Raw genomic sequence first — 26,141 nt, forward strand, 5'->3', positions numbered from 1 at the left:
AGTCAAACTCGATACTCTCCTTCGAATTAACCCTTATCATTTGTTCGCAAATGAACAATAATCATGATGACGCCTAAAATGAGAAGCAAAACAGGATAAAACAATACAGATGATTGAAAATAAACCGAAGCTTCACTATTGCCATCTGCATCCATTATATAATGAGGAAAAGCAACAGATAACACCTGTAAGAAAAACAGCGTTAATAGACCCAGCAAAATTGAAACAAATCCGGAAACAAAGTACATAAAAAAACCTCCTATTCGTACATTTTGAAAATTGCCAGCTTTTTAATAAATTAAAGAAATTATCCCTCATGAAGCTGCTTTAATTTTTTTCGGATGAAAGAAATCGTATCTAATGCCAGCTTTTTACGACAAAGAACAATTCCGGCATGGCCGCAATTGTAGAGATGTCTTTCGGGTTTCCCCCAGCTCTCCCATAACTTATCGGCATCCTCTAAGTGAACATGTTGGTCATGAACGGCGGAAATCAGCAAAATGTGATCTTTGTTAACTTTCGGCACAGCCTGACTGGGATCTGTAATTTCCCAATATGTTTGTAAATCTTCATATGTCACACCGTACTGTTCCAATTCTTCTCTTATGAATTTACCCGGGATGGTATTCCATATCGCATAAGAAAGACGATTGGCATAAAATATCGATACCACGATGTCGATTTCAGTCTCAAGGGCAGCCAGTAAATTTGTCATCCACCCGCCTAAACTGACGCCCACTATAATAACAGGGCCGGTTTTATTTGCTTTGATCCAGTGAATGAGTGCCCGTAAATCCACGACAGCTTGTCTTGTTGATTCAACTGTACGATTCAAATGCGCACTTATCATCAATTCACCGCTGTAAAGCGAATATTCCGGCTCTCTTTCAAAATGATATGGAAGAGAATAGTAGTACATGTTCCAGCCTAAATCGTTCATCATACGATTATGAAATATCTTTTTTATTCTGTCGTATGAATCCATTCGCCAGCCGTGTACAAAAATAACATTAGGTTGATCTATATCATTCTTATTTAAAAAAACCTCGCCTTTTAAACTATCATTGACAGGGTCCCCGGATGGAATGATAGATTCATAGCTGAAATGTCCAGCCAAATAGTTTTTTCTCGCTTCATGAAGAGTAAAGGAGACATCAGCCGCTTTTGCTTGATAGAATTCGTCCCTGTCAATCGAATCCAATGAAAAAGCGGAAAAATGTTTTTCTTTACTTCTTTTCCTGTGCAAATCATATAACGCTAAACGATCGATCATCTTTGCCAAAAACACTTTTTGTCCTCCTGATTGGTATAAGTAATGGTGCTTTTTTGATTGAAGGCAGTTCCGCCAAGTCCTTTCACACAGACCATTGGCCATTTAATCGGCTGAGCCTGATGAATCCACGAAGCTGCCTTGACAAAAGGGGCTGTTCACAACACCAAATATCAAAGGTAATTATGATTGCTGCGGTTTATCGGGTAGAACTTGCTTTATTTTCACCAAGAGAACTGTATTCAAACAAGAATGCTGTTATAGTTGTTCTAAAAATGCTAATAGTTCTGAATCATTAATTTCAAAAATTATAAATTGAATATAATCTATTTTGTTCGTATCAGGGAAAAGAAAATGATTTATCGTAAATTTCGTGGCGGATTTCCCCAACATACCAGCAATACGCAGGGCGATGTCTACATTTTCAAAGTCAATATCAAAGGATGCAAACTCTTGAATCTCTTGATTCACATAGTAATTCTTTACTTTTGTCTCCATTGGGTTTGATGGGTTTGACGCGCAATTAAGAAATTTCCTTAGTTTTTCCGGATCGAAATTCATCAATAGTCCCCTTTAAAGTATAGTGGATGCAACTTTTATGTAGAGTAAGGCCTTTGCTTACGGTCCTTACCGATATGCCATACAAACTGTTAGGATTAAAGCAATTGGATACAAAACCGATGCTAATCTCTGCTTCTTTTCATCAATATGAATGAAGTTTTTACGAGATAAAAATTTGCGAATCTCGGGTAATAATATCAAAATAACTTGGGACAAGAAAGACAGCTTTTGCATCAGGGTAAGTGGACTAAACGTAAACCCGACTCCCGCATTCCCTCCTATCGTTGTCCAGTACATATAAAAATTAAGGAAAGGGATGACGAAGCAAAATATAAGTCTATATTGATTAATATAACAATCGTATTTTTCAGCATTAATGCCTTTAGAAGAAAATCTAAATCCGTAGATGAAAAGAAAAAGTGTCCCCATGCTTAATATCGGCTGCTTGATAAAATACGCCAATACAAAAGCTATTAAAAACATAATTTACTCCCTTGCAACCATTGTTAATCATCACCATTATACAACAAAGGAAAGAATTTCTGGACGAAATGATGAATTCAGCAAAACCTGCACGAGATCATATCAAATCATCTTTCCATTTTTAAATTCTAGGACAATCTTTTCTCATCATCTTTCTCCATACCGAAAGTAAGTTACTTTTCTCAGCTGCAGTAAAGTCGGTGTTTAATTTGAATTCAAACTTTTCATTCATGTGTCTCGGTATGACATGAAAATGCAGGTGCTTAATATCTTGCTGAGCAAAGTGACCGTTGTCTGAGAGTATCGTGTAATCATCACAAATACCTGAATGAATTAATATTTGAGGTACTTTAATTAAAGAATCCATTATTTCATTAGATAGATGGGGATCGTTAATATGATCGAGTCTTTCAATATGCTTATTTGGTATGATTATTGTATGGCCACATGTAACAGGATTTATATCAAGAAATGCTGTTACATCGTCATTTTTATAAACCTCATAACTTGAAATTTTTTGACTAACGATTTCACAAAATATACATTTGTCCATTTCACTACCCACACTTTGTTAAGTGTCCCTCTCTTTCTGAAGTTTTTTCGGATGCCCAAACTCACAACTCGTTAAGATCCTTTATAAACTAGAGATATTTGAAAAATGATCTAGCTATGTTTAATCCGAAATTCGAAATGATTACCTTCCTTTATTAATCCAAAGAATATTTTCCCTGCATGTTAAAATAGAGAAAGAAACCGAACTTTATTAATCGGTCTCTTTAATATTGATTTCTTTTTCTTATAAACATTCCCAAAATACACCCGACAATTGCCGCTGCAACATTGAGTATAAGTTTATTCTCCAGGGATAAATTTTTGGAAGAATACTCAATATAAAAAGTCACTAAAAATACAGCAATACCCGCGAAAACCGGCGGCAAAAATCTAATAACAATCTCCCCTTCTGATAATTTTTCATTGCTTCGAATTCTTTCATTTAATCTAATCATTTGTCGGCAGCTTAGCATGCTACCTTATTTTATATACAGATAATAACATATCAACCTATATATAGATACAGTTCGATTGATACATGAGTTATTTCCTTAAGACAGCGTTTGGAGTTGCGATTGAAAATCAGAAATTCTTATTGCCCAGTAATGATCGATATAGTTAAAGATCTGCGGTTTTTTTAACTTCATTAATATCACTATAATTTTAAGGAGTCAGTTGGATGTTTATAAAATATAATGAATATGATTTACTAGAACTTTTTGAGAGTGAGCCAGCCAGTATAGCTGATGATCCAGAGGCTGGCGAATTTATTTATACTTATAAAGATAATCAAAACTTCAAGTTAATCTTGACGCTGGATGTTTATCAACTAACTTGCAGCCTGGATATAACCTATAAAGATTTCGCGGTATTTACAGGTGTTTTTCAAAACGTAACTAGCATTAAGAAAGTTGAAAATTTCATGGTTGTAAGTATTGGAGAAGAAGAGAGAATAAAAGTAAAATTCACTAAGCAAGTTGGAGTAGAATTACTTTAAGCTTTTAAGTTGTGTTGAAAAATAACTTTCTTGGCGGGATAAGATTGCATTTATCGAGTGCTGTTATTTATCTTCGTCTTTCTTTAGACTCTCCTTTGTAAAAACTTATAAAAACGTCTTTAACTTAATAAAACGATATCTCCTCATAGTCAATATCATTGATGAGCTGTCCAATCGTTGCAATGCGCTCATCTTCTAATTGTTTAATAAATTTCATATAATATGTTTCCCACTCGCTCTTTGCTTCAGAGCAGTCAGCAACAATGTCAATGAAATTGAGGATTCCCCCTCTTAATTCTTCATAAAATACAATTTTCGCAAAAATGGCCAATTCAAAATTCCCAAACGTAGCAAAAAGTGCGTTATATTCGTCGTCAAACAGACATCCCGAATTTAGCAAATCCAAATAATCATGCAGTGAAACAAAATGATCGCGGATCAGCGATATTTTTTCTGCTGTGTTTTTTCTTTCCATGATGCAATCCACCAATTTCCGCATTTCAATATCACTCATGCGATCATTTTCATTTAACATTAACGCTATTGGTTTTTCTCTCTCTTCAATTTCTCTGATGATCAACATTTTGAAGCTATCAATTTCCGCAGCGTTATTTACCCTTTGAATACATTCATTGCGATACAAATTGATATAATCAGTAATCGTTTGATCTGTCTTTAAATCCCGCTGTAACCGATCAAATGCTTCGTTAATCAAGTTTGCCCTTTTATCAGCATGGCAATCACTTAACAACCGACTCAACCTGTCATATTGAACTTCAGAAATTCTGACTTGATTGGCTTCGCCCCCGGATAGCAGTGAAAAAACAGCATTGTTTATCATTAACTCAAAAATATTAAAAAGTTCTATGCGATAATTAAAGCGGCATATTCTCCCGAAGTTTGTCAAGATATACATTAGATCTTGATGGTTAAAAAAGTGACAGAATCTCGTTTCTATCAGCAGTCGCTCTAAATACTGTTTAATATAAAAAACACCTTGCAGTTCCATGTTGTCAATAGCTAAAGGATAGTCAATGCTCGCCATCGTATTTTGAGCTTCAAAAATAATATTATAATGATTCATAAATACAGGTAACGATTCGTCAATGGTTAAATTATAAGCATCAACAGGCACATCTAACTTTAATTTTTTTACGTCTTGATACAATTGTTTAGCTTCTTCAAAATAACAGTGAAGTAATTCGACACCTTTGGTATATATATTTTTTATACTATCAGAACGTAAATGTACGATAACCTCTTCAGGTTTCTCAAAATGGAGAGCATAAGCATCTATTGCATACATGAGGGAAACCATAATCCCTTCCGCCGTTTCTGTAGTAACCGACGTACTTTCCCCTTTGGTATACTGGCCTATCAATCGTTGCAGGATTTGCATAATCTCTACCTGTATCTTGTAAGCTTTTTCGCTGGTAATAACTCCAACCCTTTGGCCTTCTTTTAGAAGCGACAACATAAATTGGCTTTGCTTTAACTTTGATTTATCAATCGTAAAATTTGAAACCAAATCATAGCGATTTAAAGTATTTTCTTTTCCCATGTTATTCATCACCTTTATATAAAGACTCACTTCTCATCGTATTTCTTCTGAAACTCTCCGCGAGTTCCTCCATTTTACTTCTTAATAACTCTAAAGACCCCGCAGAAGGTCCGTTAAAACACTCCATCATCTGATGAATCAGTTTCATGTCACCTATCTTATCTTCTGTTTCATTTCTGAGATAATAAAAAATCTCCTGAAGCTCGATTAACGTTTCGACATCATGATCCTCATCCATATAGGGTGAAGCAGCAAACACCTCAATTAATTCCTTTAGTACTTCAATCCCCAGCTCTATACGTCCATGATCATGAAGCACTTTATTTCTATAAACGATTAATGTTTTGATATCGCTGGGTGTTAAGATCAAGCCATGCTCTTTTGTTTTTTCATTTAATTCAAGCAGTTCCATCATAGGTTTTGATTGAGGGGATAATTGAATGGAATTCAAAAAACGAGATAAGTTCATAACCTCTCTTCCTTTCAAAAGCATCTTTTTTTAAAAAAACATTGACTTTTTATATCTTGTGTGCTATGATAAAATTAGGTGTTTTTTATAACAATAATTAATTTATTCTATTTACTTACATATGTCAATAGTTGTTTTTCAGCAGCATTGTTTCTTTCCCTCTTAAATCAGCTTTTTATTCCTCAAGACCAATTTAATTTCCCTTCAACTCAACAGATTTCGTTCAAAATTTTTATTTGCTTATACTTCATTCTATTAATTGTTGTGTAATTTAACTTTTCTATTTTTTGTCTTAGACCCGTAAATACCATCAGTGACGGTCCCGCCGCTTTCTGACCGTATTGCCGTCAATACCTTGCTCTCTTAGGGCTAAAGAACAGCCAACGTTTCCTGAACCTAACGTACAGCCGCTCCTTTCATTTCATGCGTTTGTCACTTTAAAGATGCCGACCAACAGTGTGTTGGATGATTTCTTTCCATTTGTACTAACTTTTTTCAAACTAAAAAGGCTGCAGCTTGCAACCTCATTTTGTTAACCTTTTTGTTTCAATGCCTCTTTCTGTTCTGGATATGATAGGTTTTCATTTCATTTTCGACAACAAAAGAAATAAAGACATTTCAATAAGGAACTCATACTAGAGAGTAAGTGAATGCCAGTGTTCATAGTGAGAACTCCGAAGGAACTATAATGTCCGAGTTGAAAACAAACGGTTTTGTTCTTCAGTCAAAGAATGAAATAAAGATGCTTATTTCATCGACATCTCAATCCTAAATGTGGTAAAATCGATGACAATGTTAACCATAAAAAGGAGGATTATGTGTATATGAGTATTATTATTTTGGCATCCATACTTTTATGGAGTGCATTAATCTATGAATTAAGTAAATCTCCAAAAAAGCAAAACAACCGAAAAATTGTATCTTTGATATCTTTGGGCTCTTTATCAACCTTAGTTATTACTATTTCGCTTTTTCAAAACCTCCCGTTTTAAAAAAATTGTTTATAACTAAATCGATCGTATATGTCGTCGGTGTGGTATTGTTATAAAAAAATCCTTCTTGCAAGAAGGGTTTTTTATTCATTATTCTCTTCTTTATTATCCAATTCTGGAAAATCCTCAATCATTATCGAATATCTTCAACAAATTCTTTCTCTGTATATTGACCACCCGCGTGTTTTAGATTATCCAGTTTTCCGCAAATAATCTTAAGGATTCCCTTTGCGTGCTCTTCTTTAAGGCCGTTTACTTTGTTTATCATCTTATCCAACTCAAACATTTAATAGTTTCCCCTTCGCTTATTGTTCCCCTAAATATAACATATTCATTCCAATCAGTATTTGGTCACTTTTGCCGCGTCCATTCCAAGCTGACCACGCTTTTCGCCTAACACACGTGGTTTTACTCTTGGAATTCAGGTACAGACATGAAATATATTAAGAAAAGCAGATGATGTTTACTCCCAATATCAGTAAGAAACTTGACCAAGATAGAATCGAAGATTACGAAGGTTATGTCTCATCGATTATGGAGTTAGATAGAAACTTCAAATTTTTTTGGTCATATTTTGGTCACCCAATCTTTTGACCAAAATTCAAACCCCCCTGGCACCACTGGTGCCAGGGGGGTTCCTAGATTAATACTGAGACATATACTGCTCGCGCTCCCAAGGGTGGACTTGTGTGCGGAACATATCCCATTCGATTTCTTTTGCTTCGACGAAGTGTTCGAATAGATGGTCGCCGAGGGCTTTGACCATGACTTCGTTTGATTTGAATTCTTCGAGAGCGTCTGCGAGTGTCGCAGGAAGGTCGACGATTCCGTTTTCGAGGCGCTCTTCTTTTGTCATCACATAGATGTTGCGGTCGATCGGAGCCGGTGCTTCGAGCTTGTTTTTGATGCCGTCAAGTCCTGCTACAAACTGTATACTCAAGTCTATAGTTATCACGAAAAAATTCCTCTTTTGACAGGTGAAGATGTTACAAACGTCTCCTTTTCTATTATAAACATTTTTGGTAAAATCAAGTTGTTGGTTAAAGAATTCAAAATGTGGGAGTGACCAGCAATGCTTTTGTTTTTTGGTAAGTTTATCTTGCTCTATTTGCTTTGTTCAGTTGCATACGCCTTTTTCAACGTGCTGTATTACAATATCGGCAAAAAATTTGTTTCAAAGACGGTCGATGGTACAAAATTGAATTGGGCTTTAAATGTTTTTGTTAAAAACGGCACGAAAATGGATAGTAGTGATTACTTTATTATGGCTGTCTTAGCGGCTTTATTGGCGATTTACTTATAAAAAAGCTCCTGGAACTAATCCAGGAGTTATTTTTATTTTGTTGGATATCCATTATTTTCACAGAAGGCTTTAATCTTCTTATGTTTTTTTGAAAACTTTTTGCATGCTTCTTTAATCCCATGTGTGTAAATGTCTTTTAAGAACTTTTGAGCAACACCAGCTAATCCCACAGCTGTTAAAATTGCAATTAACTCTTGCAACGAAATATATACAACCCATGGTAACGCAGGCACAAACATAGGCTTGATTTGATTATCGCCTTTTACCGCAACCTGTTTCCCTTCCTCTAAAAATTTCACTTGTTCTGTTGGCAAGTTTTCATAAAACATCGCCATATTTGTTACTTGATCTACAGAAAAACCAATTTGGAGTGCTTTTTGACGGTCTACAGAATATGTAAAATCATCATTGGTTTTCAATGCTTCTTTTACAAACTTTTTCGCTTTTTCCATGACTTTTTCATCAACATTTTGCACAACATCGCTAACTTCTTGATGATTGATCAAACTTTCTGTTGCATTTTTTGCCTGTACCGTAGCCGCTGGCGTAGTCAATACTACTGTGGTTAGGAGTGCAAATACTGAAAAAACCATTAACACCCTAGCCTTCATACTTTTCATACCAAAAACAACCTCCTATAGTTTATATTTACAAGTAATATATTAACATATAAACCAACTATATGGAAAAGCTCCTTTTGAAAATTTTACGAACTTTTAATTTTCTATCTGATAAAAGATTAGTATAAGAAGGTTCTCGAGATAGAAGACCTTGTCTTCACTGCAATAATGATTCAAGTTTTGCTTTCGTTTTTGGCCCGTAAATACCATCCGCAGACAGCCCGTACATCAGCTGGAACCGTTTGACCGCGTTTGCCGTTTTCGGCCCGTAATAACCATCTATACCGTTATTTTTCGCGCCCTTCTCCGGATAGAAATAGAGGGTAGCTAAGGCCTTCTGAATCTGGCGGACGGCCGTTCCCTTCATCAACGGGCTTTTTACTTTATAGATGCCAGACGGCAGCGGGTAGGATGATTTTTTGCCGTTCGAGAAAGGCTTTTTCTTTTTCGCTTCAATAGCTGCAAGCGCCTTTTCTGTCGCCAGTACGTAAATTCCATCCACCGCGATACCCGCTTTCTTTTGCAGGGCTTTAACAGCCTGCACCGTCTCATTGCCATACGAGCCATCGTCCCCATACTTCGGCAGTGAGAAGCCTGCGGCAATCAAACGTTTCTGCAGCGCCTTGACCTGGGAACTGGTCGCCCCTTTTTTCAGAATGGTCCCTGTGGATTTGCTTGACTGGCTCGTGGATGATGTTGTCTTTGAGACAGTTTTATTTCCAAGTAGGGCATCAACTTTTTTGAAAGTCACCAACTGACTTGAATCACTCACCCACAGCGCCGGACAGTTTTTGTTTGTCACATCATAATAGCGAACGATTTTTTCTGTAGAAAGGCGTAACGCTTGCACAGATCGGCGACCAATTCAACAGCATTCTGAACCGTTTTCACTGTGAATCCTGCCGTCTTTTTCGACACACATTTCAACGCTGTTTGACTTTGTATTGGCGTTCGGCTCAAAAAAAACTGACATAGCAGCGGTTTGATCATGGATGTGATAAGCGACTTCATTTTCAGGAATAATCAATTATGCTTCTTTTTGTCGCTTAATTGTCGTTTTCATTCTAACAAAATAAACAAAAAGAGAGCAGATTGAAATCTGCTCTCTGCAAAAATTTATGATTTTTCATTATCAGATAATCTTAGAACCGCAATACTCAATAATATTAAGCCTATAAACGTGCCGTATTTTCCGGTATCTATATCTGTAAGTGGGGCTACAATATATTCAATTAAAAATATAATAATAGCTATTGAGACCAATATACGATTCATTTGACATTATCACCTCAATTATTAACCATTTCTCCAAGGAAAAATAAAAATGGTACCAGGTACCCAATTATAAGAAATTCCGTACTTTCCATTATCAGATATTTTTTTTATAACATACTTACCAGCAAACATTGCCCCTGCAATTGCTCCAGCATATACTGAAATCCCAGGTACTTTCTTTACCAATGCTGTTATCCCAGCGATAGCCCCTGCAATACCGTCAGCATCCTCAACAATATTCAAGAATTTTTTAATTGTACATGAATTCAAATGCATCTTGACTAAAGGATATTCTACTGAAGCACCTTGTTTCCCTCTACATTTTGCTTGAATTGACATCTTGCTTGATTCCTTAGAAAGACTGACTGTAGCAGAATCAACTAGTGTTTTATGTCCATCAGTTAACAAATATTGATCAACTTTGATTGCCTCTTTAGAGGTTCCTTTATCTAATGTTTTTTGATCAATAAGATACTGTTTTCCACCGTATTCAAGTGTATAAGATGCTTCATCTTCAGACTGGCTTATAACATTAATTCCAGAAGCATTAGTTTTTGCCTTTTCATTCATCGATGTCTTAGCATAAGATGGAAGTGCAAATCCGCAGACTAAACTTAATACAAGTAGCAAGCTTACTATTTTTGTTTTCAAATTATTATCCCTCCTTTAACGAGATTAACATAGTCATATTGAAAAATATACCACCTAACGATAAAACAGGAATTTTCACCCGCACAAATGCTAACTGCAAAAAAGCACTCAGGTTATTCCGAGTGCTGTTGCTATACGATATATTGTACGCTGTTTTATTTCATAATAGGTGTCCTTTTTGAAGCTGAGTTCCATATTAATTTCTTTGACCCTGAGTTCTTTAAAATGCTGATTCCTTTTGCTTCCTCATATCTACAATAATGATCATGCTGTCGAGGATACTTTTCATTTCAGTATCCGAATAGTGTTAGTGAATAATCGTCATCCTTTCTTCCCCTTAAAATACAACATAGCCCTTTCATAGATTTCTAAAGAGAAGCTTGTCCGTTTCTTCATCCTCAAAATTCGAAACAGAGCTGTTCAGATCTCTCCAGCCGTGTTCAGGAGCGCCTCGGCCACAAAAGTATTCAAGTAACATCCGATATTTATTCTCATGTCAGCAAAAAGATTGATATGGATTCAATGAATAGATATGAAGAGTATATCTCCACGATAATGGAGTAATTTTTTTATTGATTTTTTGTGGGTGATTTGTGGGTGATTAATGTTCCCTCTTAAAATATTAAAAATACCCACAAAAACAAAAAACCCCCTGACACCACTGGTGCCAAGGGATTCCTAGATTAATACTGAGACATATACTGCTCGCGCTCCCAAGGATGGACTTGTGTGCGGAACATATCCCATTCGATTTCTTTTGCTTCGACGAAGTGTTCGAATAGATGGTCGCCGAGGGCTTTGACCATGACTTCGTTTGATTTGAATTCTTCGAGAGCGTCTGCGAGTGTCGCAGGAAGGTCGACGATTCCGTTTTCGAGGCGCTCTTCTTTTGTCATCACATAGATGTTGCGGTCGATCGGAGCCGGTGCTTCGAGCTTGTTTTTGATGCCGTCAAGTCCTGCTGCAAGAAGTACGCTCAAAGCAAGGTACGGGTTCGCAGAAGGGTCTACGCTTCTGACTTCTACGCGCGTGCTGATGCCGCGGGAAGCCGGGATACGGATCAATGGGCTTCTGTTTTGCGCGCTCCATGCCACATAGCAAGGTGCTTCATAGCCTGGAACTAGGCGCTTGTAAGAGTTGACAGTCGGGTTTGTCACAGCTGTAAAGCTTGTTGCGTGCTTGACGATGCCGGCGATGAATTGCTTTGCCGTTTCACTCAGCTGAAGGTCAGTGTCTTTGTCAAAGAAAGCGTTGGCTCCGTTTCGGAAGAGTGATAGATTGCAGTGCATGCCCGATCCGTTTACGCCGAACAACGGTTTTGGCATGAATGTTGCGTGCAGGCCATGTTTGCGCGCGATTGTTTTAACGACGAGCTTGAACGTTTGGATATCATCGCAAGCGCGGATGGCTCCAGCGTATTTGAAGTCGATCTCGTGCTGTCCAGGTGCAACTTCGTGGTGAGACGCTTCGATTTCAAAACCCATTTCTTCGAGCTCAAGTACGATGTCGCGGCGGCAGTTTTCGCCAAGGTCAGTCGGCGCAAGGTCGAAGTATCCGCCTTTGTCGTTCAGTTCAAGGGTAGGCTCGCCTTTTTCGTCAAGCTTGAACAGGAAGAATTCCGGCTCCGGTCCAAGATTGAAATCTGAGAAGCCCATGTCTTCCATTTCTTTCAAAATGCGCTTCAAGTTGTTGCGCGGATCGCCTTGAAACGGCGTGCCGTCCGGATTATAAATATCGCAGATGAAGCGGGCTACTTTACCTTTTTCGGCGGTCCACGGGAAAATCACAAATGTATCTAAATCAGGGTACAAGTACATATCGGATTCTTCAATGCGGACGAATCCTTCGATTGAAGAGCCGTCGAACATAACCTTATTATCAAGTGCTTTTTCCAGCTGGCTCACAGGAATTTCAACGTTTTTAATCGTTCCAAGAATGTCTGTAAACTGAAGGCGAATATATTTTACATTCTCCTCATTTACTAGTTTAACAATATCGTCTCTTGTATACTTTGCCATTCGTAAAACTCCTCCTCTAAAAGGTAAATGTATATAGCAATGCAGTTGCTAACAAATTAATGAAAAAACCTGGACATGTCTCCCTGGCGGAATGTCGTCCCTCTTTGGAAACGGCCTGCTTGGATAAGCTCGTTTTTCAGCAGTTTTCTCAGTTCTTCATCCGACAAGTTGTGTTTCTCTGCTTTTTTCGGCTTGTCTTGTTTGTCTTCTTTTTGTTCGTTTTCTGTTTTGGCGAAAATTTGTTTGATCCCCGCCATGTTTACACCTTGTTCGATCAAATCTTTAATTTCGAGCAGCTTATCTACATCATGGAATGAAAATAAACGTCTGTTCCCTTCACTTCTTGCAGGAAATACCAGTCCATTTTCCTCATAATACCGAATTTGTCTTGCGGACAGTTCGGTCAGCTGCATGACGATACCTATCGGAAATAAGGGCATTGAGCGGCGAATTTTATCACTCATCTCAATTTCCTCCTTTTCTTATATAAATTTATTATATGTGATGTTATATAATGTGTCAACATGATGTAAGGATTCTTTACATGAAAATATTCTTTATTTTCTTTACATTAATCCCTGCTTCATGAGCGCATCCACAGCACTGCATATCGCATTCTTCACATGGGAATAGGTTAATCCGCCTTGGACATATGCCACATAAGGCGGTCTTATAGGGCCATCCGCTGATAGTTCAATGCTTGCTCCCTGTACAAAAGTGCCGGCCGCCATAATGACATCGTCTTCATAGCCCGGCATATAGCTCGGATATGGTGTCACATGGGCGTTGACAGGAGAAGCGTACTGAATGGCCTGACAAAACGCGATCATCTGCTCCGGGGTGGAAAATTCGACAGACTGGATCAAATCGGTCCGCTTGCTGTCCCACGAAGGATTCGTCCTAAAGCCGAGCTTTTCAAGAAAGCGGGCTGTGAACACGGCTCCTTTTAATGCCTGGGAGACGACATGCGGCGCAAGGAAAAAGCCCTGGTACATTTCCTGAAGGGTGTACAACGACGCACCGGCTTCACTTCCGATTCCAGGTGACGTCATTCTGTAGGAGCAGGCTTTCACCCATTTTTCCTTGCCGGTGATATAGCCGCCTGTTTTAGCGAGGCCGCCTCCCGGGTTTTTAATCAGCGAGCCTGCCATCAGATCCGCTCCAACATGGCACGGCTCACGCTCTTCTACAAATTCGCCGTAGCAGTTGTCGACGAAAACGATGATGTTTTCGTTTACTTCTTTAACAAAGCGAATCATCTTCTCAATCTCATCAATTGTAAAAGACGGACGGTCTGCGTATCCTTTTGAGCGCTGGATTCCGACAACTTTTGTCTGCGGTGTGACGGAAGCTGCCACGCGGTCAAAATCAACGGCTCCTTCTTCAGTCAGCTCGACATGGCTGTATCCGATCTGGAAATCTTTCAAAGACCCCGAGTTTTCCTCACCTCTGACGCCGACGATCTCTTCGAGGGTATCGTACGGTTTGCCTGTGATGTAAAGAAGTTCATCTCCCGGGCGGAGAACGCCGAATAAAGCAATTGATATCGCATGGGTTCCCGAGATGATCTGCGGTCTGACAAGGGCCGCTTCACCGCCGAAGACGTCGGCATAGACTTTTTCCAGCGTATCGCGGCCGATGTCATCGTAGCCGTAGCCAGTCGATGGTGTGAAATGCGTATCCGATACTTTGTGCTTTCTGTAGCTTTCAAGCACCCTCCACTCATTTCGTTCACTGATTTCATCAATTGTTTTATGGATTTGAGCGATATCGGTTTCAGCCTCTACCGCCGTTTTCTTTAGTAGATCTCCGTGTTTTAATGTCTCAAACATGTTCTGCAGTGTCCTTTCCTACATATACTTCTTCAGCTCTCCCAAAATGTTTTGGTCAGGGAGAATATATCCTTCCACGTCATATGCTTCGCGATCTTCGTCAAAAATGGTGCTGTTCGTCATTGTCTCAGACTTGATTCTCGACAACAGCCTTCCTTCTGAAGCGGGAATTCTCACATCATACGGAACGAGCAGTTCCTTTTTCAGATAGTCTTCAACCGCCTGCTTAAACAGCGGCAAGTCTCCGTTTATTTTGGCGCTCGTCATGATATGACCTCTCCCTGAAGAAGGGATGAAATCCGGCCGCTTCCGGTCTCTTTTATTATAGACGGTTAAAACGGGAATATCATCGGCTTCAAGTTCTTCAAGAAGGCGCTTGACCGTCGCTTCGTGGCCCTCGTAGTCTTCGTGTGAAGAATCGATCATATGAAGAATCAGATCGGCTTCTTTCACCTCTTCGAGCGTCGATCTGAAAGCCGCGATCAAAGTCGTCGGCAGATCCTGAATAAACCCGACCGTATCTGAGAGCAGCACGCTGTATCCGCTCGGCAGCGTCATTTTGCGGGTCATCGGGTCAAGTGTGGCAAACAGCAGGTTTTCTTCATAGCTGTCGGCGTCTGTAAGCCTGTTAAACCATGTCGATTTCCCTGCATTGGTGTAGCCGACGAGCGCGATTTGCAGTACGCCGTTTTTCTTTCTTCTTTCTCTGTATCTGCTTCTGTGGCGAATGACGGTAGACAGCTGAACATTGATTTCATGAATCCGGTTTCGGATATGGCGCCGGTCGGTTTCCAGCTTTGTCTCCCCTGGGCCTCTTGTTCCGATTCCGCCGCCTTGCCTTGACAGGTTGATTCCCTGGCCGCTTAACCGCGGGAGGGCGTATTGCAGCTGCGCCAGCTCAATTTGCAGCTTTCCTTCCCTTGTCCGCGCGCGTTTGGCGAAAATATCGAGGATCAACTGCGTCCTATCGATAATTTTCACGTCAAGCGTTGTGACAAGCGCTTTCAGCTGACTCGGCGACAATTCATCATTAAAAATTAAAACATCGGGCGACAGCTCTTCACAGAGCACCGACAATTCATCTACTTTTCCTTTTCCGATATATGTAGCAGCATCCACACGGTTCCGCTTCTGCGTGACCGTGGAAACAACCGTTCCATCGGCCGTTTTCGTCAGCGCGGCGAGCTCTTCCATCGAGTATGAAAAACGCTCATCAGATACGTGCGGAAGCTGGCATCCGACTAATATGGCTTTCTCTTTCATGACGTCCTGTCCGTTCAAATGATCATGTTCCTTTCTTAACGTTAGTCAATAAGCAGTACTATCATAACAAACGGAGGGAGCGGTTGCCAGAAATCCTCGAAAATAAAAAAAGAACGCGCCATTATACGTGCGGCGCGTCTTCCTTCAAGTCGAGATCCTGGCTTTTAATGGTTATCAGATCATTCTTTAAATAGCAGTCTCCCATCAGTAGTCTCATCGCCTGCGACCGGATGGATTTTTCGATCAGGTTGCGGACGAAGCGGCCGTTGCTGAACTTCGCGGGGCTGACCGTGCTTTTGACGGCCATCAGATGATCTTTCAACTTCCATTCGGCCTCAGGGCTGAACTGATATTCCCTTTCCGCCATCATCCGTTTCGCAATGTCCATCAGCTGGCTGACCGAGTAATCGGGAAAATCGATGCTGATCGGAAACCTTGACTGAAGGCCTGGATTTAATGAAAGAAAATGATCCATTTCCCGCGAATATCCAGCGAGGATTAAAATAAATTCGTTCCGCTTATCTTCCATATGTTTGACTAATGTATCGATTGCCTCCTTGCCGAAGTCTTTCTCTCCGCCTCTGGCAAGGGAATAGGCTTCATCGATGAACAGGATTCCGCCCATCGCTTTTTTGATTAAATCCCTCGTTTTTTGCGCCGTATGACCGATGTACTCACCGACAAGATCGGCGCGCTCCGCCTCGATCAGATGGCCTTTTGAGAGAACATTCATTTCGTAAAAAAGTCTGCCGATCAGCCTGGCGACGGTCGTTTTTCCGGTTCCCGGGTTTCCTTTGAACATCATGTGTAGCGCCTGTTTTCCGGCTTTAAGGCCTTGTTCTTCACGCTTTTTATTGACGAAAATCCAGGCGTAGATTTCCTTAATATTGCGCTTCATTTCCTCCATCCCGACCAGGGTGTTCATTTCCCTTTCAATTTCCTTCAGAATGCTGTGTTTGGCTTCATTTTTTTGCAGTGCGGCCTGATATTCGGCTTCAGCCTCTGAATTGGCCAAAACCTGCTTTTGACCGTTCAGTATGATATTGATTTGTCCGTTGTTTTTATAAGTAACAGCCCTTTCCAACACACTCACCTCACCATTCTCTCTTTATATCCTATTCATGGCGCGCTTAAGCCGTGACAGACGCCCACATGACTGCGCATTCCGATGTTTTTTGAGAAGGACGGGGCAGGTCTTGTTGAAACCTGCGCTTTCCCGAGAAATACTTTATTTCTTATTGTATTCAGGTAGGCTGTGCGGACAAACCAATTTTTTATTTCTATTTGCCTTTTTGGTAAATGCTTAACGGGTTGACATGTTAGATCGGTAGAAAATGATGAATGATGAGGACCTTTGGGAAATGGAGCCAATCCGTCTGAAGATGTGCTGCGGCTGTTGCTCGGCTCAGTTCTTTCATCTTCTCTTTGTTAGCTTTTGATTGAGTAAATCCTAAGTGATGAAATGCATGGCAATTAACGCATATTAAATCAAGATCAATTACTTTTACTACAGATTAGCAACAGGATGACAATTGTTTATTATTATTAGTTTTAAATCTAATAAAACAATTAATTATTGAGATTTGAGTATTTACTTTCATTATATCTTTAAGCTTTCTAATATCTAGATAAAACGATGGTTTTTATTCGCATTCATTGTATTCAAGATATAAGTTAAGCCATTCTTCTTCCTCTGGGAATGGCTCCTTATTTGTACGATACCATCCATTAAAATATGCTACCAAATGCATCATTATCTCTTCTGCTCGTCCTTTAGAATCCATTCCTAATTGAGTAAAGCCATTTTTGCTGCTTAATGGATCTTTATCTCCTGGTTTATCGAACTGAACAAGAGCTATATAATATCTTCTGAGTCTGTACCAAAAGGTAATGCTTCCCCCGGAATGGTCTCCAAAATGCATTACATCTACTTTCGGCTTAAAGCCTCTTAATCTTAAATAATCAGCGATTTCTTCAGCACCAAATTCTTGATCTATTTGCCCTCTTTCTTTGAGTACCAAAATTAACCCCTCTCTACGTAAAATGATTATTAGAGCTAAAATTCATCAATTATTAAATTTAAAGCAATAAACAACAGAACAATTGCTATTACAATAATTGTTTCGATAGTATAGGTTCTGTGATTTTTCTTCTTTTTCATTTCCTCCCTATATTTTTCTTGAAGCTCTTTCCTCTTCTCATCCATTTTCATTATTAGGCTCCCCTTTCGCCAAAACCAAAGTATGAACCTATTTTCGAGTCGTCTAAACAATGGGCACTTAAGAAACTAAAACGTAAGACATACGAAACCTGTGTTTTGGTTCCATTATACAACAAAGGAAAGAATTATTGGCCAAACTGAGAAACAAATAATATGATTCCTATCCCTGCGCTCATCGCACCAAAAAGATTAAATCATCGTAAAGTCGAAACTTATATCTGAAGGTGATTTAATGGAGAATCGGAATCTCTAGACAACTAAAAAGCGCAGCAACAACAATAAACCCTAAGATTAGCTGCCATCCTTGTTTAGCCCACCAAATCACGTATAATCCTCCTTAAAATGTTTTAGACCCTATTCAGTTCGTTTATTTAAAATTAAAGCTTGCAATTAATTAAAAAATGTGCAGTCAATGGATACTTGTTGCAGCATTTCATTTCCTTAGCTGTGTCCTTTTTCATATTGTTATTTTTCGTAATAATAAGCTTTGACCCAATAATAGTTTCTCCCCTTATGTTCACACCATTCAACAAATCCCTTTGATTGTTCTTTTGTAAACATCACCCAGTCATTCAATAGATCTTGATAATAGTTAAGTGCTTCGTTATTGTTTTTTCTTGTTTGTTGACACTCTACCTTGTTGTTTAACTCCCGGGACTTAGCAAGAAGTGCTGTATCTTCTTTAATATCGCCAAGATATAAATCTTCGGATATATGATGGAATGAATACCAAAGGGCGTTCAAATTAATATCGATTAGCGTTAATAAGGATAATTGTTCATTGCTGCCACCAAGTCTAAGTGCATTGTGTAAGTAATCGACACGTTTTTCAGTATTTAAAAACACGCCATACCACCTATATGGTCTTGGATCTTCGGGATTACTCTTCATCCATCTCTCAAGTAAAGGCTTTAAAAGTTCCTTTTCCAATGGATGAACGAGTACATGGTGAATATCTTCTGATGTTTCAAATAAAGCAAACAGCCAACAAGCAAAATTCTGTTGTGCATTATCATCCCACATCTTTGCTTCATCAATAAAGGAAGATAATGATTTAAAGGATTCCTTACGCAACCCTTTTTCTTTAAGGGAACAAAACTTTTTAAATAACGGATATACATCCAATCTGTCATTTTTTAAGATATTAGTTAAGACATTTACCATTTTTACACCTCTCTTTGCTCAGGATAAATTCGTAATTTTATTCTAATATCTATGATCGGCACGCTTTCTTTCAATGGATAATTTTTTTACCACCAGTGAGTGCTCCTATAAGATCCGCTTAAAACTTCTATTAATGCCAGATCACGATCATCCATGGTTTTAATAATTTTTGTTCTTTTATACCTTGGTATATCAATTGTATTTACTCCATCACTTCTTAATTCAGATATACTGCCGTAGTTCTTCTCTAACATCTCGATAGACTTAGCACCATGAATATTCCTGAGAATCTCAGTTTCATCTCCAGCTTTGTATCCCCCAGATCCAGGTAAGAAAAGGACTGCTATAACTGCTAAAGCTAGAAGAACGCCAGCAATTTCATAAAACGCTTTTTTTATGAGTTCTATTAATTTATCCACGAATTTGATTATTGGATTATCTATATATTGATGTTGTCTTTTTTTTCCCGTGATTGCATTCTGTGCTCTTCTTTCTTATTTTAAATTTTCTTTATTGAGTCCTAATGATAGCTTCCATCATCAAAATGAACAGCAAATGTTTTTTCACCAACCATCTTCAGTTCTCCTTCAGTCACGTTTCCATCACCAAACCATGTAACCCGATTCTCATTTAAAAACACCTCCAAGTCATATTTCGGATAAGATTGATCCGATTTCAAACTCGAAGGTGTTTTTTATTTGTCTCATCTTGTGGGGCAGTCCGGCAGTTCCCTCGCTTGTTTAACAAAAATGGCACGTTTCGTTTTTCTGCACCATTCGTTAGTTTTGAACGCGGGCGTGAACATGCGGCGTTCTCACTGTGTTATATTGAAGCGCCTTATTTTATGTACGTGACATTCGTTTTCTGTCTAGATAAGCAGTGACGCTCCATTTATCCCTTCTACACTGACATAACACAGAAAGGGAAAATTAAATTTCTTATCTTTTATTAGATTTAAAACCTTTTGACACCATGTTTTTTCTTCTTTAGCCAGTCTGAATTTGCGATCAATCAAGATATAACGGCCAAAGTTTTTAGACATGCTATCCGATTCCTTGTTTTCTAGCTCCGCCATTTTGTTCAATTGGGTATCAATTGTTTTTTCTAAATTTTTGATTCGATCCTGAATCAATTTTACGGAATCTTCCTCTTTCAACAACCAAATCGAATATACTTTAATAAGAAATTCGTCCCTATTTATTGGATCTGAAGGAGATACAGCGATCCAATCTTCTAACGCTTCTTTTCCCTTTTCAGTAATGGAGTATATTTTTTTATCAGGTTTCCCTATTTGCTCTACATGCTCGTATTCAAGAAATTCTTCTTGTTCCATTTTATTTAGCAAAGGATATATTTGACTATGTTTTGCCGGCCACACTACCTCCAGGTACTGGACTAACTCATATCCTGAACAAGGTCTTCTGCCGAGAACGCTCAGAATGGCATACCCTAAAGTATTTATATCATTCACCTCAATCTTTAAATGGCGGTTACTTTATACTATTTTTAAATCCAAAGGTTAAATAAACCCTCATTAATACCCAAGTTATACATATAGTATACACCAAAAACAGCACTTATTACACCCGTCGTCATCCCTAGTGTTCCGCTGATTGCCCCTCGCTTCTTACTCAGCACAAAGGGAATTCCAATGATTGTTGTAAAGAAAAGCATACCAATAACTGTTCCTGCCCCGAATATAAGAATATATATTGCCGCTTCCTCTACACTCTTGACAGTACTTATCGTTAATAAGACCATGGCTCCACTTCCTGCAAGACCATGAACTAAACCGATGAATGTTGATCTTAAGTACGTTACGTTTTTATTGCGGCGCTTATGGTCGCCGCTGCTTTGATGGGTGTGGAGATATTTGTGTTGATGCGTATGTACAGGGCTATTCTTGAAAGAAAGAATCGTTTTAATCCCTAAATAAACAAGCATGACTCCTACTAAAAATTCTAAGGACATCGACCATTTTTCTGATATTTGCCCCTTCATTACAATGACAATGATTCCAACTATAAACAATGTTACAGTATGGCCAATGCCCCAAAATATGCCCGCTAAAGAAGCTTGCCATAACTTTTTACTTTGACTTGCAATTGTCGATACCGCAATCACATGGTCAGGTTCAATCGCATGCTTGATTCCTAAAATTAATGCCAGCATTAAAACCGAGAATAATGTACCTTCCACAAAATACAGCCCCTTCTTGAATCTGAAAAAAACCAACAATTGAACAGTTGCTGGTTTTTTAACCGTTAATATTTTCTTAAAAAACTTGGGGTTTTGTTAAACCATACTTGGTTGAGGAGATGATGAAATTCGGAAAACAGACTTTCGATGATCTGTGTTTGATTTGCTAATACCCGTACGGAAAACCCAGGGACAGGCAATAAAGATATGCCTATTTTATATTCTTTTGTCTGAGTATCCACGGCCTGATATAAACGATCAAGAAGGTCATGATCTACTTGTTCATTGATCACAATCATGGAACCTAAGTGAGAATAGCCTTCCATTAAACCCAGACCATCTATATTTTGTTTGGCCGGGCATAGTTTGATATGGTCATAGACTGCCAGCTCATTTTCCATATAGATTTCATTAATGAATTGAAGCATCTCATAGGTAAACTTTTCTCCACTAGGAGACCATCCAGGAGTCACAATATCTGAATAAAGGAACGTACATCCTTTTTCAATATATACTATATTTTTTTGTTTATACCGTGCATTTTGATAGCCGATAAGCGGATCGGGAATGTACTCAAGATAACTGCCTTCCTTAAGGTTAAATTCCGTTTCCTGATATGCATGTGTATGCGGTGTCTTATATATTTTAGTTGCCGATTGGGTTGTTAATGTTAATCTTGCTTGTTTCTCCAGTGAAATCTTCATTTGATAGCGATCACCGTCTAAATAACCGCCGCCGGGGTTTAAAATATAATAACAGGCTTGTCCTGATTCATCATGATAAATAGGACGCATGACTTTATACGCCCCCTGAAAATACACATTTTTCGCAATGGTCTTTCCATTTTTTTCTTCAGCGCTCAAACGCAAAACGCCTGTCCAGTCCCCCATCTTACTCCAGTCCTTTTAATAGTGCATTTTCCTTAATCCAATCAATGACTTGATCAAGACCTTCATTCGTTTTTAAATTTGTAAAAGCGAACGGCTTGTCTCCGCGGAAAACCTTCGTATCAGATGCCATAACGTCCAGATTTGCTCCAACGAAAGGCGCTAAATCTGTTTTATTGATGATAAACAAATCAGATTTAATCATTCCTTGACCGCCTTTTCGCGGTATTTTCTCCCCTTGGGCCACATCAATAATATAGATTGAAAAGTCAACAAGTTCAGGGCTGAATGTAGCTGCCAGATTATCTCCGCCGCTTTCAACGAAAATAAGTTCAACGTCTGGATTCTTCTTCACTAGCTCATCAATGGCTGCAAAGTTCATTGATGCGTCTTCGCGTATTGCCGTATGAGGGCAGCCGCCTGTTTCCACACCTATAATCCGATCTGCGGGAAGCACCCCGTTGTTCATTAAAAACTTGGCATCTTCTTTTGTATAAATGTCGTTTGTCACAACTGCCATACTCATTTCATCTTGCAAATGCCGGGTTAATTTTTCGACTAACATCGTTTTCCCTGCTCCTACAGGTCCTCCTACACCGATCCTAATTGGTTTCATACCTAACACTTCCTTTTTTATTAAGACATGAAAATACGAATATTTACACGCTCGTGCATCATTTGAGATAATTCTAAACCGGGAGAAACAATCCCGAATTCTTCTTCATTTAAACTTTGAATTTTTTCTGTTGCTTCGATTAAAACAGTCTGAAATTCTTGAATTGTCTTTTGACCTGCCACTTGCCCTAGAGGGACAGCCCGTACCGCATTTTGAACAAGATTTGAGACTGCTGAATACAAATAGTACAGTGTAGTCGTTGATGAAGGGACACCAAGATGATGACCTACAATCGTAAATACAATGGAGGGATGTCCAAACGATTGCTTTTGATCTATACGCTCCCGATATGTTGAAAGAATGGGTATATCATATAGGGATTCAATAAGATTTAACATCCGCTCGCCCATCCTTTGGGTTCCTTCTCTTGTTTCACGCGGCAAACTTTGAACAGTCAACATGCGATCTAATTTCCATACTGTTTGTAAATCTTCGTTCTCTAAAGCTTCATATACAAGACGGGAAGCCAACCCATCTGAATAGATGAGCTGCTCGTTTACATACGTATGAAGCCATTGTACGAACGTTGCTTGATCATGGACTTTATCTTCTTGAATATAGGTCTCAAGACCATACGAATGACTAAAAGCCCCTATAGGGAAATTTGAATCACATAGTTGGAGTAAAGATAAAATATTAATCATGGCTATGACCGATATGGCGGAAAGCCTGTTTTACTTTTCGGTCTTCACGTTTATATGGAATTTGCAGGTCTTGAAGTAACTCTTCTACAAGATAATCATATTGAACAAGCATTTCGTCCTCTTCAAACTGCGCCGGCAGGTGGCGATTTCCTAATTGATGAGCGATCGTTCCCATTTCATTCAAGGTGCGCGGTTTGATAACTAATAAATCATCGGACAGTACATCGATGACGACCATATTTTTATCGTCCATATACAAAACATCACCAGCGACAAGGTCACGCGCTTCTTTTAAGCGTATTCCAATTTCGTTGCCATGATCTGTTTTCACCCGTTGGATTCGTTTTACTAAATAAGCACTTTCAAGGTAAACTTTTTCAATATGGCGTTTTTCAATTTCCTCTTTTTCCATGTTTTCAAGATTTGTTACGATTTGTTCAATGATCATGACTCTCACCTCAGAATAGGAAATATCGTTGACCCATTGGCACCTTATCAACAGGGTCACATGTAATTAATTGGCCATTTACTTTTACTTCATATGTTTGTGGATCGACCGTTATTTCAGGAGTTTCGCAATTCAGCTTCATATCTTTTTTCGTTAGTTTGCGAATGCCGCGAACCGGAAGAATGATTTTTTGCAACCCAAGCTTCTCATGCACTTTGTCATCGAAAGCTGCCTGGGAAATAAACGTAATGGAAGTGCTGGACAACGCCTTGCCAAACTGCCCATACATCGGACGGTAAATAACAGGCTGCGGTGTCGGGATAGAGGCGTTAGCATCTCCCATTAAGCTCTCTGCAACAAAGCCGCTTTTCATCACCATTTCAGGCTTCACACCGAAAAATGCTGGATTCCAGACAACGAGATCGGCCATTTTCCCTCTCTCGATAGAACCGACATATTCGGAAATACCATGAGTAATGGCAGGATTAATTGTATATTTGGCAATATAACGTTTTACGCGGTTGTTGTCCGAAAGCTCGCTGTCGCCCGCCATTGTTCCTCTTTGTTTTTTCATCTTATCGGCTACTTGCCATGTACGTAAAATGACTTCTCCAATCCGTCCCATCGCTTGGGCATCCGAACTAGTCATACTGAATACACCCATATCCTGGAGAATATCCTCAGCTGCAATCGTTTCGCGTCTGATACGTGAGTCAGCAAACGCCAAATCTTCCGGAATAGATGGATTCAAGTGGTGACAGACCATTAACATATCTAAGTGCTCATCTACCGTATTGACTGTATAAGGTAATGTCGGGTTCGTAGATGACGGCAGAACATTGTTAAAGCTGGCCGATTTAATTAAGTCAGGAGCATGTCCTCCCCCTGCACCCTCTGTATGGTACATATGAATGACGCGATTTTTAATAGCTGCCATTGTATTTTCCATAAATCCGCCTTCATTTAATGTATCCGCGTGAAGGGCAACCTGAACATCATATTTGTCAGCCACACTTAGCGCATGATCGATAGCTGAAGCTGTAGCGCCCCAGTCCTCATGAACTTTCAGTCCAATGGCGCCGGCGCGTATTTGCTCTACCAGCGGAGCTTCTGAAGCGGCTTGTCCTTTTCCTGTAAACCCAACATTAATCGGCATGCCCTCTGCCGCTTCAAGCATTCGGTGCATATGCCACTCGCCCGGTGTAACCGTGGTAGCCTTTGAACCTGCAGCAGGGCCTGTTCCTCCTCCAATTAGGGTAGTAAGACCTGAAGCTAATGCTGTTCTGATTTGCTCCGGATTAATAAAATGGACGTGAGTGTCAATTCCGCCCGCAGTTACAATCATACCTTCAGCAGCAATAACTTCTGTACCAGAGCCAATCACAATATCCACATTGTCCATGATTAGCGGATTACCTGCTTTCCCGATTCCAGCGATTTTGCCATCACGAATTCCAATGTCCGCTTTATAAATACCAGTGTAATCTAAGACAACAGCATTCGTAATGACAACATCTGCTATTCCCTCTCCACGTGTAACTAAAGGGTGTTGTCCCATTCCATCACGAATAACTTTACCGCCGCCGAATACCACTTCATCTCCATATGTCGTGTAGTCTTTCTCAATTTCGATGAGCAAATCTGTATCTGCCAGACGAATAGAGTCCCCTGTAGTCGGGCCGTACATTTCAGCGTATTGCTTTCTTGGCATCTTGAAACTCATGATTGGTTCCCCTCTTTTTCCAATGATCCGTCCACTTTATTATTAAATCCGTATACCCGGCGTTCGCCGGCGTAAGGCACTAATTCCACTTCTTTTTCATCACCGGGCTCAAAACGCACAGCTGCTCCTGCCGGAATGTTTAGTCGCTTTCCAAATGCTTCTTCTCGTTTGAATTGAAGCGCTTCATTCGCTTCATAAAAATGAAAATGTGAACCTACTTGAACTGGGCGGTCACCTGTATTCGTTACATTCAATTTGGACGCCGCTCTTCCGACATTACAAATGATATCCGTTTCTTTTAAAAATAGTTGCCCCGGTTCCATTTCAATAGC

Annotated in this window: 29 protein-coding genes and 1 pseudogene; 2 read left to right on the forward strand and 28 right to left on the reverse strand. The window is 39.3% G+C overall.

Annotation, left to right across the window (positions count from 1 at the left end; genetic code table 11):
* Positions 1-26: 26 nt before the first annotated feature.
* The 4 genes from M1E03_RS11780 to M1E03_RS11795 all read right to left on the reverse strand — a co-directional run bounded on the left by M1E03_RS11780 (position 27) and on the right by M1E03_RS11795 (position 2,879).
* Positions 27-248 (reverse strand): hypothetical protein, encoded by a 222-nt coding sequence (locus M1E03_RS11780; protein ID WP_026579662.1) that lies wholly within the window; start codon positions 246-248, stop codon positions 27-29.
* Between the two features lie 59 nt (positions 249-307).
* On the reverse strand, positions 308-1,288 hold the full coding sequence (locus M1E03_RS11785) for an alpha/beta hydrolase family protein (RefSeq protein ID WP_458110456.1): 981 nt from the start codon (positions 1,286-1,288) through the stop codon (positions 308-310).
* Between the two features lie 240 nt (positions 1,289-1,528).
* On the reverse strand, positions 1,529-1,831 hold the full coding sequence (locus M1E03_RS11790; RefSeq protein WP_039072733.1) for a hypothetical protein: 303 nt from the start codon (positions 1,829-1,831) through the stop codon (positions 1,529-1,531).
* A gap of 604 nt (positions 1,832-2,435) precedes the next feature.
* Positions 2,436-2,879: an HIT domain-containing protein gene (locus M1E03_RS11795; RefSeq protein WP_458110457.1), complete on the reverse strand. Its 444-nt coding sequence runs from the start codon at positions 2,877-2,879 to the stop codon at positions 2,436-2,438.
* Positions 2,880-3,545: 666 nt separating this feature from the next.
* On the opposite strand from M1E03_RS11795, the gene M1E03_RS11800 reads away from it, so the two are divergent.
* A complete protein-coding gene (locus tag M1E03_RS11800) occupies positions 3,546-3,863 on the forward strand; it encodes a hypothetical protein (RefSeq protein WP_039072731.1) in 318 nt (105 codons plus the stop codon).
* A gap of 124 nt (positions 3,864-3,987) precedes the next feature.
* Here M1E03_RS11800 and M1E03_RS11805 read toward each other — a convergent pair whose 3' ends face one another.
* The 4 genes and pseudogenes from M1E03_RS11805 to M1E03_RS11820 form a co-directional block, all read right to left on the reverse strand.
* On the reverse strand, positions 3,988-5,424 hold the full coding sequence (locus M1E03_RS11805) for a DUF6179 domain-containing protein (protein ID WP_458110458.1): 1,437 nt from the start codon (positions 5,422-5,424) through the stop codon (positions 3,988-3,990).
* Position 5,425: 1 nt separating this feature from the next.
* Complete coding sequence (locus M1E03_RS11810) at positions 5,426-5,893, reverse strand: DUF6323 family protein (protein WP_020451555.1); 468 nt, start codon at positions 5,891-5,893, stop codon at positions 5,426-5,428.
* Positions 5,894-7,018: 1,125 nt separating this feature from the next.
* Positions 7,019-7,171, reverse strand: a complete 153-nt coding sequence (locus M1E03_RS11815) for a hypothetical protein (RefSeq protein ID WP_231692497.1) — start codon at positions 7,169-7,171, stop codon at positions 7,019-7,021.
* 357 nt (positions 7,172-7,528) lie between these two features.
* Positions 7,529-7,825, reverse strand: a pseudogene (locus M1E03_RS11820) (type I glutamate--ammonia ligase); the annotation flags it as partial.
* Positions 7,826-7,957: 132 nt separating this feature from the next.
* Between M1E03_RS11820 and M1E03_RS11825 the strand changes: the two are divergent.
* The gene (locus M1E03_RS11825) at positions 7,958-8,188 is read left to right on the forward strand and encodes a hypothetical protein (RefSeq protein ID WP_009327761.1); all 231 of its coding nucleotides are present in this window, start codon (positions 7,958-7,960) and stop codon (positions 8,186-8,188) included.
* A 32-nt stretch (positions 8,189-8,220) separates the two neighbouring features.
* On the opposite strand, the gene M1E03_RS11830 is transcribed toward M1E03_RS11825, so the two are convergent.
* The 20 genes from M1E03_RS11830 to ureB form a co-directional block, all read right to left on the reverse strand.
* Positions 8,221-8,808 (reverse strand): hypothetical protein, encoded by a 588-nt coding sequence (locus M1E03_RS11830; RefSeq protein ID WP_020451551.1) that lies wholly within the window; start codon positions 8,806-8,808, stop codon positions 8,221-8,223.
* A gap of 157 nt (positions 8,809-8,965) precedes the next feature.
* Positions 8,966-9,658: a peptidoglycan recognition protein family protein gene (locus M1E03_RS11835; RefSeq protein WP_188016677.1), complete on the reverse strand. Its 693-nt coding sequence runs from the start codon at positions 9,656-9,658 to the stop codon at positions 8,966-8,968.
* 446 nt (positions 9,659-10,104) lie between these two features.
* Positions 10,105-10,734 carry a hypothetical protein gene (locus tag M1E03_RS11840; RefSeq protein ID WP_035338636.1) on the reverse strand — a complete coding sequence of 210 codons (630 nt, stop codon included), beginning with the start codon at positions 10,732-10,734 and terminating at the stop codon, positions 10,105-10,107.
* A gap of 683 nt (positions 10,735-11,417) precedes the next feature.
* Positions 11,418-12,752, reverse strand: a complete 1,335-nt coding sequence (glnA, locus tag M1E03_RS11845; RefSeq protein WP_020451550.1) for a type I glutamate--ammonia ligase — start codon at positions 12,750-12,752, stop codon at positions 11,418-11,420.
* A 56-nt stretch (positions 12,753-12,808) separates the two neighbouring features.
* The gene (locus tag M1E03_RS11850; protein WP_003182143.1) at positions 12,809-13,216 is read right to left on the reverse strand and encodes a MerR family transcriptional regulator; all 408 of its coding nucleotides are present in this window, start codon (positions 13,214-13,216) and stop codon (positions 12,809-12,811) included.
* 102 nt (positions 13,217-13,318) lie between these two features.
* The gene (locus tag M1E03_RS11855) at positions 13,319-14,584 is read right to left on the reverse strand and encodes a methionine gamma-lyase family protein (RefSeq protein ID WP_101560874.1); all 1,266 of its coding nucleotides are present in this window, start codon (positions 14,582-14,584) and stop codon (positions 13,319-13,321) included.
* Between the two features lie 18 nt (positions 14,585-14,602).
* Positions 14,603-15,847: a GTPase HflX gene (gene hflX / locus M1E03_RS11860; protein WP_458110803.1), complete on the reverse strand. Its 1,245-nt coding sequence runs from the start codon at positions 15,845-15,847 to the stop codon at positions 14,603-14,605.
* A gap of 121 nt (positions 15,848-15,968) precedes the next feature.
* The gene (gene spoVK / locus M1E03_RS11865; RefSeq protein ID WP_003182136.1) at positions 15,969-16,934 is read right to left on the reverse strand and encodes a stage V sporulation protein K; all 966 of its coding nucleotides are present in this window, start codon (positions 16,932-16,934) and stop codon (positions 15,969-15,971) included.
* Between the two features lie 556 nt (positions 16,935-17,490).
* The gene (locus tag M1E03_RS11870; RefSeq protein ID WP_103750441.1) at positions 17,491-17,868 is read right to left on the reverse strand and encodes a hypothetical protein; all 378 of its coding nucleotides are present in this window, start codon (positions 17,866-17,868) and stop codon (positions 17,491-17,493) included.
* 35 nt (positions 17,869-17,903) lie between these two features.
* The gene (locus M1E03_RS11875) at positions 17,904-18,059 is read right to left on the reverse strand and encodes a hypothetical protein (RefSeq protein ID WP_023857627.1); all 156 of its coding nucleotides are present in this window, start codon (positions 18,057-18,059) and stop codon (positions 17,904-17,906) included.
* Positions 18,060-18,533: 474 nt separating this feature from the next.
* Entirely contained in the window at positions 18,534-19,232 is a 699-nt protein-coding gene (locus M1E03_RS11880) for a hypothetical protein (protein WP_023857629.1), read from the reverse strand.
* An 86-nt stretch (positions 19,233-19,318) separates the two neighbouring features.
* Positions 19,319-19,651: a hypothetical protein gene (locus M1E03_RS11885; RefSeq protein ID WP_023857630.1), complete on the reverse strand. Its 333-nt coding sequence runs from the start codon at positions 19,649-19,651 to the stop codon at positions 19,319-19,321.
* A 449-nt stretch (positions 19,652-20,100) separates the two neighbouring features.
* Positions 20,101-20,703, reverse strand: a complete 603-nt coding sequence (locus tag M1E03_RS11890) for a PadR family transcriptional regulator (RefSeq protein WP_101560868.1) — start codon at positions 20,701-20,703, stop codon at positions 20,101-20,103.
* A 35-nt stretch (positions 20,704-20,738) separates the two neighbouring features.
* Positions 20,739-21,431: a HoxN/HupN/NixA family nickel/cobalt transporter gene (locus M1E03_RS11895; protein ID WP_130569533.1), complete on the reverse strand. Its 693-nt coding sequence runs from the start codon at positions 21,429-21,431 to the stop codon at positions 20,739-20,741.
* Positions 21,432-21,496: 65 nt separating this feature from the next.
* Positions 21,497-22,321 carry an urease accessory protein UreD gene (locus tag M1E03_RS11900; protein ID WP_105980968.1) on the reverse strand — a complete coding sequence of 275 codons (825 nt, stop codon included), beginning with the start codon at positions 22,319-22,321 and terminating at the stop codon, positions 21,497-21,499.
* Position 22,322: 1 nt separating this feature from the next.
* Positions 22,323-22,934: an urease accessory protein UreG gene (gene ureG / locus M1E03_RS11905; protein ID WP_020451539.1), complete on the reverse strand. Its 612-nt coding sequence runs from the start codon at positions 22,932-22,934 to the stop codon at positions 22,323-22,325.
* 20 nt (positions 22,935-22,954) lie between these two features.
* Positions 22,955-23,638 carry an urease accessory protein UreF gene (locus tag M1E03_RS11910; RefSeq protein WP_026579680.1) on the reverse strand — a complete coding sequence of 228 codons (684 nt, stop codon included), beginning with the start codon at positions 23,636-23,638 and terminating at the stop codon, positions 22,955-22,957.
* Positions 23,631-24,086 carry an urease accessory protein UreE gene (ureE, locus tag M1E03_RS11915; RefSeq protein WP_026579681.1) on the reverse strand — a complete coding sequence of 152 codons (456 nt, stop codon included), beginning with the start codon at positions 24,084-24,086 and terminating at the stop codon, positions 23,631-23,633. Before ureE ends, M1E03_RS11910 begins: the two co-directional genes overlap by 8 nt.
* A gap of 10 nt (positions 24,087-24,096) precedes the next feature.
* Positions 24,097-25,809, reverse strand: a complete 1,713-nt coding sequence (gene ureC / locus M1E03_RS11920) for an urease subunit alpha (protein WP_075213267.1) — start codon at positions 25,807-25,809, stop codon at positions 24,097-24,099.
* Positions 25,806-26,132 carry an urease subunit beta gene (gene ureB, locus M1E03_RS11925; protein ID WP_020451535.1) on the reverse strand — a complete coding sequence of 109 codons (327 nt, stop codon included), beginning with the start codon at positions 26,130-26,132 and terminating at the stop codon, positions 25,806-25,808. The genes ureC and ureB overlap by 4 nt, the downstream gene beginning before the upstream one ends.
* Between the last annotated feature and the right edge of the window lie 9 nt (positions 26,133-26,141).

It is taken from the genome of Bacillus sp. PK6-013 (assembly GCF_054161445.1).